The organism is Polaromonas sp. CT11-55, assembly GCF_047303325.1.
Lineage (GTDB): Bacteria > Pseudomonadota > Gammaproteobacteria > Burkholderiales > Burkholderiaceae_C > Polaromonas.
This window is the reverse complement of record NZ_JBKBEX010000051.1, coordinates 1-11,469: the sequence shown is the minus strand read 5'-3', so window position 1 is coordinate 11,469 and position 11,469 is coordinate 1. Positions and strand designations below refer to the sequence as shown.

Sequence of the window (11,469 nt, the reverse complement as noted above, 5' to 3'; positions counted from 1 at the left end):
GGGGAGGAGTTTGGGCAGGGGCATGGGGAGTTCCTGATGCTGTGTCCGTCCTCAGTTGTCAGATGAGATGCGGCGAAATTGTGAAGGCCCCTGCTTTCCGGGGAAAGGCAGGGGCCTGAAGGGTAGCAAGGCAAGGCAAAGCAAGGCACGCGGCCTTGCGCGGAATCAGCGGCTTGGCGGCATCAGGACGGCGTCCACCACATGCACCACGCCGTTGGTGGCGGAGATGTCGGCGGTCTGGACCATGGCGTCCTCGACGGTGACGAATTCGCCGGCCTTGGAGAGCGCCACATTGGCGCCATTGACGGTTTTGCTGTTGCCGTTCTTCACGTCGGCGGCCATGAGCTTGCCGGGGATCAGGTGGTAGCTCAGCACGGCCTTGAGTTTGGCCGGGTCTCTGGCCAGCTCGTCCATGGTCTTGGCTGGCACTTTGGCGAAAGCTTCGTTGGTGGGGGCGAACACGGTATAGGGGCCGGTGCCCTTGAGCGTGTCAGTCAGTCCGGCCTTGGCCACCAGGCCGTTCAGCGTGCTCAGCTGGGATTGGGCGGCAATGGTGTCGGCAACGGACACCGGGGTGGGGGAAGTGGCGCAGCCGGCGAGGGCGGCGACAGCGGCGGCAAGGACCAGAAAGCGGCGGTTCAACATGGGAATTTCTCCTGATTAAGACAGGGCCAAGCGTAGGAGCGCCCGGTGACAGATTCGTGACGGAAATTTGAAGCTTTTGTGACGCCCAGAGGGGCGAAAGCCTCCCGGGCGGCTGTCATATTTGTCACAGCCTTGTCACACAAGCTTCCTACAGTCGACGCATCTTCCCTGGCAAACCCAGCTGATTTCAACCGATTCCAACCAATTCCGACTATTTCCAACCCAGAGGTGTTCTGATGAATCTGACTTTCAAAGCTTCCCTGACAGCCGCGATGGGCCTTGCCTTCGCCTCTTTTGCCACCCTGGCCACCGCCCAGGACGTCACCGGCGCCGGCGCCAGCTTCCCCGCCCCCCTGTATTCCAAGTGGGCTGCTGATTACAACAAGGCCACCAGCGTCAAGATCAACTACCAGTCCGTGGGCTCCGGCGCCGGCCTGCGCCAGATTGAAGCCAAGACCGTCGACTTCGGCGCCTCCGACGCCCCCCTGAAAGACGACGAACTGGCCAAAAAAGGCCTGATGCAATTCCCCACCGTGATCGGCGGCGTGATCCCCGTGGTCAACATCAAGGGCATCACCCCCGGCCAGCTCAAGCTGAGCGGCCAGGTGCTGGGCGATATCTACCTGGGCAAGATCACCAAGTGGACCGACCCCGCCATCAAGGCGCTGAACCCCACGCTGGCACTGCCTGACGCGGCCATCGCACCGGTGCGCCGCGCCGACGGCTCCGGCACCAGCTTCATCTTCACCAACTACCTGAGCAAGGTCAACGCCGAGTGGAAGTCCAAAGTGGGCGAGGGCACGGCCGTCAACTGGCCCGTGGGCGCGGGCGGCAAGGGCAACGAAGGCGTGGCGGCATTCGTCGGCCGCCTGCCCAACTCGATCGGCTATGTGGAATACGCCTACGTCAAGCAGAACAAGATGACCTATGCCCAGCTGAAGAACGCGGCCGGCAACTTTGTCTCGCCTGAAGACAGCGCCTTCAAGGCCGCCGCGGCCGGTGCCGAATGGTCCAAGAGCTTCTACCAGATCCTGACCGAGCAGCCCGGCAAGGATTCGTGGCCCATCACCGGCGCGACCTTCATCCTGATGCAAAAAGTCCAGGACAAGCCTGCCCAGGCCGCCGCTTCGCTCAAGTTCTTTGAGTGGGCCTACAAAAACGGCGACAAGACCGCCGACGACCTGGACTACGTGCCCATGCCCGCCGCCGTGAAGACCATCATCGAAAAAGCCTGGGGCGACATCAAGGACGCGTCCGGCAAGACGGTTGCCTACAAGTAAGCACAGCCTGAACCGCAGCCTGCCGTTTTCCGCAGTCTTTACAAACCATAGGGGTTTCTCACGTGTCCTCTACACTTCCGGCTAGCCGGGCCGCTTTTGACCTCCCGGCCAAAGCGACCGGACGCGACATGACCAATCCTCCTCCCGGCAATGCCGTGCGCAGAAGCCCCGTGGCAGACCGGCTTTTCGGCTGGGCTGCGCAGGGCGCGGCCTGGCTGACGCTGGCCTTGCTGGCCGGCATCCTGGTATCCCTGGTGATAGGGGCCTGGCCCGCCATCAGCAAATACGGCCTCGGCTTCCTGGCCAGCAGCGTCTGGGACCCCGTCAAGAACGAGTACGGCGGCCTGGTCATGATTTACGGCACCATCGCCACCTCGCTGATCGCCCTGGTCATCGCGGTGCCGGTGAGCTTCGGCATCGCGCTGTTCCTGACCGAGCTGTCGCCCGCATGGCTTAAAAGGCCGCTGGGCACCGCCATCGAGCTGCTCGCCGCCGTGCCGTCCATCGTCTACGGCATGTGGGGCCTGCTGGTGTTCGGCCCCATCCTGGCCACCTACGTGCAGCAGCCGCTGCAAAGCCTTTTGACCGGCGTGCCCTACCTGGGCGCGCTGGTGTCCGGCCCACCCGTGGGCATAGGCATTTTGTCGGCCGGCATCATCCTGGCCATCATGATCATTCCCTTCATCGCCTCGGTGATGCGGGACGTGTTCGAGGTCACGCCGGTGCTGTTGAAAGAATCTGCCTACGGCCTGGGCTCCACCACCTGGGAGGTCGTCTCCAAGGTCGTGCTGCCCTATACCAAGGCTGGCGTGGTCGGCGGCATCATGCTGGGACTGGGACGGGCACTGGGCGAAACCATGGCGGTTACCTTCGTCATCGGCAACTTCAACCAGCTCGACTCGCTGAGCCTGTTCCAGGCAGCCAACAGCATCACCTCGGCGCTGGCCAACGAGTTCGCCGAAGCAGGCGAGGGCCTGCACCAGGCGGCGCTGATTTACCTGGGCCTGGTGCTGTTCTTCATCACCTTTGTCGTGCTGTCGCTGTCCAAGCTGCTGCTGGCCCAACTGCGCAAAAGTGAAGGGGTGAAAACATGAGCACCGTGATGCAAGACGCACGCCTGGCCAAGTTCGCGCGCCGCAAGCGGGTCAACCGGATCGCGTTGGTCCTCTCGCTGGCTGCCATGTCCTTCGGCCTGTTCTGGCTGGCCTGGATTCTGTGGGAAACCATACGCCTTGGCGTGGGCGGCCTTTCGCTGGCCACCCTGACCCAGATGACGCCGGCCCCCAATGAAGCGGGCGGCATCGCCAACGCGATTTACGGCTCCTTCCTGATGGTGCTGCTGGCCACTTTTGTCGGCACGCCCATCGGCATCATGGCGGGCATTTACCTGGCCGAGTACAACACCAAGGGCATGCTGGCCTCGGTGACGCGCTTCGTCAACGATATCCTGCTGTCGGCGCCGTCCATCGTGATCGGCCTGTTCGTCTACACCGTCGTCGTGTCGCAGTTCAAGTCCTACTCGGGCTGGGCCGGTGTCCTGGCGCTCGCGCTGATCGTGATTCCGGTGGTCATACGCACTACCGAAAACATGCTGCAGCTGGTGCCGCCCGGCCTGCGCGAGGCCGCCTACGCCCTGGGTGCGCCCAAGTGGAAGGTCATCACCAGCATCACGTTGCGGGCTGCGCGCGCCGGTGTGACGACGGGTGTGCTGCTGGCCGTGGCGCGGATTGCCGGCGAAACGGCACCCTTGCTGTTCACCGCGCTGAACAACCAGTTCTGGACCTCGGACCTGAACCAGCCCATGGCCAGCCTGCCGGTGACGATCTTCAAGTTCGCGCTGAGTCCTTATGAGAACTGGCAGCAACTGGCGTGGGCGGGCGTGTTCCTGATCACCATGGCCGTGCTTGGCCTGAACATCCTGGCGCGCGTGCTGACACGCGCAAAAAACTGACAGCCACACAACACAACAAGGTCACAGATGGACACCATCACCGCACAACGCGAGCAATCGAAAATATCGGTCAAGAACCTCGACTTCTACTACGGCAAGTTCCACGCCCTCAAGGGCATCAATCTGGAAATTCCGGAAAAGAAGGTCACGGCTTTCATCGGCCCCTCGGGCTGCGGCAAGTCCACGCTGCTGCGGATTTTCAACCGCATGTATGAGCTCTATCCCGAGCAGCGCGCCGAAGGCGAGATCATGTTCGACGGCGAGAATCTGCTGACGTCCAAAAAAGACGTGGCACTGATCCGCTCCAAGGTCGGCATGGTGTTCCAGAAGCCGACGCCGTTCCCGATGTCGATCTACGACAACATCGCCTTCGGCGTGAAGCTGTTTGAAAGCCTGAACGCCTCCGACATGGACGAGCGCGTGGAATGGGCCTTGCGCAAGGCCGCGCTGTGGACCGAAGTCAAGGACAAGCTCAACCAGAGCGGCTCCAGCCTCTCGGGCGGCCAGCAGCAACGCCTGTGCATCGCCCGCGGCATCGCCATCAAGCCCGAAGTGCTGCTGCTGGATGAGCCCTGCTCGGCGCTGGATCCGATCTCCACCGCCAAGGTGGAAGAGCTGATCGCCGAGCTGAAGAACGAATACACGGTGGTCATCGTGACGCACAACATGCAGCAGGCCGCCCGCTGCAGCGATTACACGGCGTATATGTACCTGGGCGACCTCGTTGAGTTCGGTGCGACGGAAGACCTGTTCTTCAAACCGAAACGTAAAGAAACCGAAGACTACATCACCGGCCGTTTCGGCTGATACGGACTAGGGAGCACACATGCCTGATAAACACCTCTCAACCCAGTTTGACAGCGAACTCAACGGCGTATCCTCGCGCGTCATGGAGCTGGGCGGCCTGGTCGAATCTCAGATTCGCCTGGCGATCTATGCCTTGTCCCAGTTCAGCGCCGAAAGCGCCAACCAGGTCATCGAAACCGAAGCGCGCGTCAATGCGATGGAAATCGACATCGACCGCGAGCTGTCGTCCATCATCGCGCGGCGCCAGCCCACGGCCCGCGACCTGCGCCTGCTGATCGCGATTTCCAAGACCACGGCCAACCTGGAGCGCGCCGGCGACGAAGCCGAGAAGATCGCGCGCATGGTCAAGTCCATCATCGAGAGCGGATCGGCCCGGGCCCTGCCTTCGTCCGACCTGCGCATCGCCGCTGAGCTTGCCTCCGGCCTGCTGCGCAAGGCGCTGGACGCTTTTGCCCGCCTGGACACCGCGGTGGCGGTTTCCATCCTCAAGGAAGACGACCAGATCGACCAGGAATTCGACGGCTTTGTGCGCAAGCTCATCACTTACATGATGGAAGACCCGCGCACGATTTCGCCCAGTCTGGACCTGCTGTTCGTGGCCAAAGCCATAGAGCGCGTGGGCGACCATGCCAAGAACATCGCGGAGTTCATCATTTACATCGTCAAGGGTGCCGACGTGCGGCACACGCCGATGGAGCAGATCGAGTCTGCAGTAAAGTAAAGACGGAATGAAACACCTGCCACGCATACTGATTGTTGAAGACGAGCCGGCCATCGCCGAGTTGATTGCCGTCAACCTGCGGCATGGCGGCTTTGACCCCGTGGTGGCGGAAGACAGTGTGTCGGCCCAGCGCGAACTCGACGCCGTGCTGCCCGACGCCATCCTGCTGGACTGGATGCTGCCGGGGCAAAGCGGCCTGGCGCTGGCGCGCCACTGGCGCAAGCAGGCGCGCACCAAAAGCATTCCGATCCTGATGCTGACGGCACGCGGCGACGAACCCGACAAGGTCGCCGGGCTGGACGCCGGCGCCGACGACTACATCACCAAGCCCTTTTCCACCCAGGAGCTGCTGGCGCGCATACGCGCCGTGCTGCGCCGCCGCGCGCCCGAGTCGGTGAACGACAGCGTGACCGTGGGCGGGCTGGTGCTGGACGCCGCGACGCACCGCATTGCCTACCTGGGCCAGGAGCTCAAGCTGGGCCCGACCGAGTTCAAGCTGCTGCACTACCTGATGAAGCATGCCGAACGCGTGCACAGCCGCAGCTCCCTGCTCGACAAGGTTTGGGGCGACCATGTCTTCATTGAAGAACGCACCGTCGACGTCCATGTCAAGCGCCTGCGCGAGGCCCTGGGTTCGGCGGGCGCCATGGTGGAAACCGTGCGCGGCGCCGGTTACCGGTTGACCGCGATGGCCGCCAACAACCCGGTGGCTGCTGCACAATCCAGCGCATGATCAATAGGTGGATTGTTTTCGCCGCCTGCATGCTTGTGGGCGGCGGTTTGGGCTTTTGGGCGCGCACCGTCAACGGCCTGAGCTTCGGCCTGGGCATAGGTCTGGCGGTGGCGGCCATGGTCTGGCTGATGATCGACAGCTTCTTCATCAACCGCCTGCTGCGTTGGCTGCGTGCCGAACAAAACAACGACACACCTGCCGTGATGGCCGGCAGCGCGCCCAGCCTGCCCGGCGTCTGGGGCGAGGTCGCCGACCGCACCCGCCGGCTGCTCAAGAACCGCGACCAGCAATACCAGGAAAGCCAGGCCCGCCTCGATGAGTTCCTGGCGGCCATGCAGGCCTCGCCCAGCGGCGTGGTGCTGCTCGACGCGCAGGGCCGCATCGAATGGTGCAACCAGATGGCCAGCCAGCATTTCGGCTTCGACGCCCAGCGCGACGTGATGCAGCACATCGCCAACCTGGTGCGCGACCCGGCCTTCAAGGCCTATATGGCGACAGCCAACTTCACGCACGACGTGGTCATCCCGGGCAGCGCCAGCACACCGGCGCGACCGATAAAGCTGTCGGTCCATGTGCATTCCTACGGCAAGGACCGCAAGCTGCTGCTGTCGCGCGACATCACGGCCGTGGAACTGGCCGAAGCCATGCGCCGTGACTTCGTGGCCAACGTGTCGCACGAGATCCGCACGCCGCTGACGGTGTTGTCCGGCTTTATCGAAACCCTGCAGACCCTGCCGCTCAAGGAGCCCGAGCGGGCCCGTTACCTGGCCCTGATGTCGCAGCAGTCGCAGCGCATGCAGACCCTGGTCAGCGATTTGTTGACGCTGTCGCGCCTGGAAGGCAGCCCCTTCCCGGGCGCCAACGACTGGATGACGCTGGGCGCGCTGCTGGCCCAGTGCGAGCAGGAGGCAAGGGCCCTGTCGGCGGTGATCGGGCCGCAGGGGCACCGCCTGGAGTTCGAGTCCGGCCCGGTATCGGAAATCGCCGGCGTGCAGACCGAGCTTTACAGCGCCATGTCCAACCTCGTGACCAACGCGGTGCGCTATACGCCCGAAGGCGGCCTGGTGCGCGTGAGCTGGACGCTGCTGGAAGACGGCCGCGGCGAATTCAAGGTCAAGGACACCGGCCCCGGCATCGCGCCCGAACACCTGCCGCGCCTGACCGAGCGCTTTTACCGCATAGACCGCAGCCGCTCACGCGAGACCGGCGGCACCGGCCTGGGCTTGGCCATCGTCAAGCACGTGGCGCAGCGCCACGGCGGCGAACTGCACATCGAGAGCGAGCCAGGGCAGGGTTCCTGTTTTTCGATCGTCTTTCCGGCCGCGCGTGTGCGCCGGGTGCAACTGGCCCAGGCTGCCTAGGCAGTTCGAGGCGCCACCCTCAGGCTGCGCCTGACGGCGTGCCACAGCAGGCCCAAGAAGCAGGCCGCCACCAGTGCGATGGCCACCGTGCTGGCGGCCCAGAAGCTGGCCGCCGACTGGGTGGCCGCATGGCCCGTGATGCCTCCATAGGCCAGACGGTAGCCGCCCAGCAACCCCAGCCCCCACAGCAGCACGCCGTACAGCGCCAGCGGCACGATGGTGATGCGGTAGCAGCGCAGCAAAAACGCGGTCAGCGCCTGGGTCGCGTCAGCCACATGGTAGAAGGCCACCCACACCAGCAGCGAGGAGGCCAGCGCGATGATTTCCGGGCTGCCCGAATACCAGCGCGCCAGCAAGGGCCCGGCCATGGCTACCAAACCCCCCAGCGTGAGTGCCGCCAGCCCGGTCAGCTTGAGCCCCAGCAGCACCACGCGCCTGGCATAGTCCGGCCGGCCGGCGCCCATCCAGAAGGACACCCGCGCGCTGCAGGCGATCGCCATCGACAGCGGCATCATGTAGAGCACCGCCGCCACGCTCGAAGCAATCTGGTGGCTGGCCGAGGCGACCGTGCCCAGGCGGGCGATAAAAAGGGCCATCAGCGTGAACGAGGTTACTTCCACCAGGTAGGCCAGGCCGCCCGGGATGCCCAGGCGCGCGAAATTGCCGATCTGCGACCAGTCGGGCCGCTCCATGCGCTCCCAGATGCGGTAGGGAAGGTACATGGGCCGGGTGCGCAGCATCAGCAGGGCTAGCGCCAGCAGCAGGTAGTTCACGATCAGCGTGGCCCAGGCGCAGCCCACGGCACCCATGGCCGGCACGCCGGCGCCGCCGGCCACCAGCCAGATCGACAGCGGAATCTTCACCAGCAGGGCGCCGACCTGCAGCCAGGTGACCAGCAGCGGTTTGCCCAGCGACTGGTTGAAAGTGCTGTAGATGCGAAACAGCAGCGAGGGCGCAAACGCAAAAGCCAGCACCGCAAGGTAATGCTGCACCTCGTCCCGCATCAGCTCGGGCACCTGGGCCCAGCGCAGCAGCGGGCCGGGAAACAGCATCGCGGCCATGCCCGCCGCGACGATGAAGCCGCACAGATACATGCTTTGCCGAAGCGAGGCGCCCACCGCCTCATGGCGCCGCGCGCCCAGCATCTCGGACCAGATGGGCAGCAGCGCCTGCACGATGCCGATCAATCCCACATAAACGCTGACATAGAGGGCCGAGCCGACCGACAGCGCGGCCAGCGCCTCGTCGCTGTAGCGGCCCGCGATCACGGTATCGGCCACGCCGAAGGCCATGACGGCCAGTTGCCCGACCAGCACCGTGCCCGCGTGCCGGCTGATGACCTTGAGCTCGCTCAAGGCTTGGGTTTGCCGTTGGTGCGGCGCGACGGGGTGGGCGGTTTGGCCGGGCCGTCCTGGCTGACCCGCTTGTAGATCAGCACGTTTTCGGTCTTGTCCGTGGGCCGGCGCACCGTCGCCTGGAAGGCCCAGTCGGGCAGGTTGACCTTGCTGCTGAGCGTGGGCTGGGCTTCGACGTCGACGATCAGGTAGGGGCAGCTGGCCTGCGCGCCGGCCTGGCGCAGCTCAAGCCGGCCGTGGTACTGCAGGGCGGCGGCCTGGGCGCTGCCTATGCCGTAGATCTCGACGCAGGCGTTTTTGTCCACCAGGCTGGCGATCTGGCGCGACATGGGCGCGAAGCTGCGCGCGTAGTCGAGCAGCGGCAGCCACAGCGTCATCAGCAGCAGCCAGCACAAGGTGGCGCCGCCGGCCGGCAGCACCAGCGATTTCCAGACGGCCGCGCGCTGCGCGCCGGCGCGCCATTTGACGAGCCAGGCCCAGGCCAGGGTGGCGGCCAGCGCAAAAACAAAGGCCAGCCAGGAAAAACTGGGCTCGAAGCCGGGCGCGAGCTTGGCCACGTTGGCGGCGGGCTGGCGCGGCACGCCGGTCTGCATGGCGATCCAGACCACCCAGATGATGATGCCGCAGCCGGTAAAAAACAGCAGCGTGAACCAGTCGATCAGCGAGGCCACGCTGCGTTTGAGCGTGGGCAGCGCGAAGGCGGCCAGCGCGGCCAGCGGCGGCAGGCTCAGCAGCAGGCTGCGGTCCGAAGCCGTGGTGGTCAGCGTGGCGGCCACGGCCATGGCGGCAAACCACAGCGGCAGGGCGACGTGGCGGCTGGCCAGTTGCCGGCGCCAGCGGTAAAGCGTCCACATCGCCAGCGGCCAAGCCGGCCAGGTGAACCACAGCAGCAGGCGCCCCAGGCTGCGCCAGTCCTTCCAGGCGGAGGCGTCGTCGGCACCGGGCAGGTGGATGCGCCAGCGCCAGAGGTCCAGCCCATAGGCCAGCAGCGACACGCCCAGCGTGATGGCGGTGATCAGCAGCACCCAGTGCCAGGATTGCTGCCTGGCCGCTGGGTCCGTCTGGTCGGCGCCCCAGTGCATGTGCATCCATTCCACCAGCGCGCCGCCTACGCCCAGCAGCAGGGCCAGCGTGGGCGCGCCGCTCAGGGTGAGCCCGGCCAGGCCGATCAGCAGGCCGAAGGCCGGCCCCAGGATTTTGGTGGCGCGGCGGTAGGGGCTGGCCGCCATGGCGTAAAAGGCCAGTGCGGTAAAGCCCAGTTGAGCCAGCGCCGGCGTGGTTTCGTGGGAGAGCTGCGCCAGGCCCAGGCTGGCGATCAGCGCCAGCAGGCCGGCGTCGGCGATGGCCCGGGCGTAGTCCACCGGGCTGGCTTCGCCGCCAAAGGCGAAGGCGACCGGCTGGGCCAGCGGGCTGCGCGCCAGGTAATAGACGGCATACCAGGTGGCCAGCAGGGTCAGCACCAGCAGCCCCACAAACGGCACCCGCACCGCCAGGGCCGGGTCCAGGAAAGGCAGCCATTTGATCGCGACCGCGCCCAGCCAATAGGGTGCCAGCGCGTCAAATTCGGTGGCCCGGCCCAGCAGCTGCGGCTGCAGCCAGTTGGCCACCGTGGTGGCCAGTTCGCGCATCACGCCAAAGGCCGCGATGTCCTCGTTTTTCCAGGGCCCGCGCCCCAGGAAACCCGGCAACACATAGGCCGCGCAGAACAGCAGCAGCGCAAGCCGGGGCAGGCGGCGCACGGCGGACTGGGCAATGATGGCGGGTGAAGGTTTGTTCAAAACGGTCGGAGTCGGGAAAGTGCGGGGAAGGGCCGGCAAGACTGCCGGGCCGCCATCCCGGGCCATCGGTGATTTTGCGTCAAACCGGGCCGCGAGGTTTTGCGGTTGCCGGCAAATTTTGCCGAAAAAAAAGCAGCCTGAAATTCAGGCTGCTTTTTGCAGGCTGGCGAAAGGATTCGCAGCTTACTTCGCAGCTTCGGGCGCGGCCTCTTTGGCGGCGGCGGTGGTTTTGCCGAAACGGTTGCGGAATTTCTCGACGCGGCCGCCCATGTTGTCCACGGATTTTTGCGTGCCGGTGTAGAAGGGGTGCGATTCGCTGGACGTATCGAGCTTGTAAAGGGGCAGTTCGCGGCCGTCTTCCATGGTCACCATTTCTTTGGTGTTGACGCAGGAGCGGGTGACGAACTTGAAGTTGTTGGACAGGTCCAGGAAACAAACTTCGCGGTAGTTGGGGTGAATGCCTTCTTTCATGATCTTTCCTTGTTCGATGCGGGAGCCACACAAGCCAGTCCTGGGCACTTTCCGCTAAGCCACTGATTATGGCATGAAATCAAGCACTTAGCGCCGTTTTAGCCCAAAAATGGTAGATTTCCCACGGAGGGCCCCGATCCCAACCCAGCCGGGGCTGCGGAACCGGCTTTGCCGGGCCGCAGGCGCAGCGGCCCCTCACGTGATGAAAGGGGCAGGGAGAGAGACCGCAGGTCACACGAAGTGAGCGACCGTGGGGGCCATATTTGGCGGGGGGGGGGTTTGACCCCCGCCCCCAAAAATAGGAAAAATATTTGTTTTTTTTTTTTGGGGATATTTTTTTTTTAATTTTGATGAAATGGGAAGTTTT

Annotated in this window: 11 protein-coding genes; 7 read left to right on the top strand and 4 right to left on the bottom strand. The window is 64.6% G+C overall.

Going from position 1 to position 11,469, the window contains the following annotated elements; all coding sequences use genetic code 11:
- Positions 1-165 precede the first annotated feature (165 nt).
- Positions 166-645: a fasciclin domain-containing protein gene (locus tag ACEN8I_RS23910; protein ID WP_413331146.1), complete on the bottom strand. Its 480-nt coding sequence runs from the start codon at positions 643-645 to the stop codon at positions 166-168.
- A gap of 236 nt (positions 646-881) precedes the next feature.
- Here ACEN8I_RS23910 and pstS point away from each other — a divergent pair, with 236 nt between their 5' ends.
- The 7 genes from pstS (at position 882) to phoR (ending at position 7,498) form a co-directional block, all read left to right on the top strand.
- The gene (gene pstS / locus ACEN8I_RS23905; RefSeq protein WP_413331145.1) at positions 882-1,925 is read left to right on the top strand and encodes a phosphate ABC transporter substrate-binding protein PstS; all 1,044 of its coding nucleotides are present in this window, start codon (positions 882-884) and stop codon (positions 1,923-1,925) included.
- Between the two features lie 128 nt (positions 1,926-2,053).
- Positions 2,054-3,019, top strand: coding sequence for a phosphate ABC transporter permease subunit PstC (gene pstC / locus ACEN8I_RS23900; protein WP_413331144.1), 966 nt, complete (start codon positions 2,054-2,056; stop codon positions 3,017-3,019).
- Complete coding sequence (pstA, locus tag ACEN8I_RS23895; protein WP_413331143.1) at positions 3,016-3,876, top strand: phosphate ABC transporter permease PstA; 861 nt, start codon at positions 3,016-3,018, stop codon at positions 3,874-3,876. The genes pstC and pstA overlap by 4 nt, the downstream gene beginning before the upstream one ends.
- A 27-nt stretch (positions 3,877-3,903) precedes the next feature.
- Entirely contained in the window at positions 3,904-4,683 is a 780-nt protein-coding gene (gene pstB, locus ACEN8I_RS23890; RefSeq protein WP_007871927.1) for a phosphate ABC transporter ATP-binding protein PstB, read from the top strand.
- A 19-nt stretch (positions 4,684-4,702) separates the two neighbouring features.
- On the top strand, positions 4,703-5,404 hold the full coding sequence (phoU, locus tag ACEN8I_RS23885; RefSeq protein WP_413331142.1) for a phosphate signaling complex protein PhoU: 702 nt from the start codon (positions 4,703-4,705) through the stop codon (positions 5,402-5,404).
- 7 nt (positions 5,405-5,411) lie between these two features.
- Positions 5,412-6,137, top strand: a complete 726-nt coding sequence (gene phoB / locus ACEN8I_RS23880) for a phosphate regulon transcriptional regulator PhoB (RefSeq protein WP_413331141.1) — start codon at positions 5,412-5,414, stop codon at positions 6,135-6,137.
- The gene (phoR, locus tag ACEN8I_RS23875; RefSeq protein WP_413331140.1) at positions 6,134-7,498 is read left to right on the top strand and encodes a phosphate regulon sensor histidine kinase PhoR; all 1,365 of its coding nucleotides are present in this window, start codon (positions 6,134-6,136) and stop codon (positions 7,496-7,498) included. The genes phoB and phoR overlap by 4 nt, the downstream gene beginning before the upstream one ends.
- Here the strand turns inward: phoR and ACEN8I_RS23870 are convergent.
- From ACEN8I_RS23870 to ACEN8I_RS23860, 3 genes are all read right to left on the bottom strand, one after another.
- Positions 7,495-8,853: an MATE family efflux transporter gene (locus tag ACEN8I_RS23870; RefSeq protein ID WP_413331139.1), complete on the bottom strand. Its 1,359-nt coding sequence runs from the start codon at positions 8,851-8,853 to the stop codon at positions 7,495-7,497. The two genes, phoR and ACEN8I_RS23870, sit on opposite strands and share 4 nt — an antisense overlap.
- The gene (locus ACEN8I_RS23865) at positions 8,850-10,631 is read right to left on the bottom strand and encodes a hypothetical protein (protein ID WP_413331138.1); all 1,782 of its coding nucleotides are present in this window, start codon (positions 10,629-10,631) and stop codon (positions 8,850-8,852) included. The genes ACEN8I_RS23870 and ACEN8I_RS23865 overlap by 4 nt, the downstream gene beginning before the upstream one ends.
- 183 nt (positions 10,632-10,814) lie before the next feature.
- Positions 10,815-11,102, bottom strand: coding sequence for a type B 50S ribosomal protein L31 (locus tag ACEN8I_RS23860; RefSeq protein ID WP_074574709.1), 288 nt, complete (start codon positions 11,100-11,102; stop codon positions 10,815-10,817).
- Positions 11,103-11,469 lie beyond the last annotated feature (367 nt).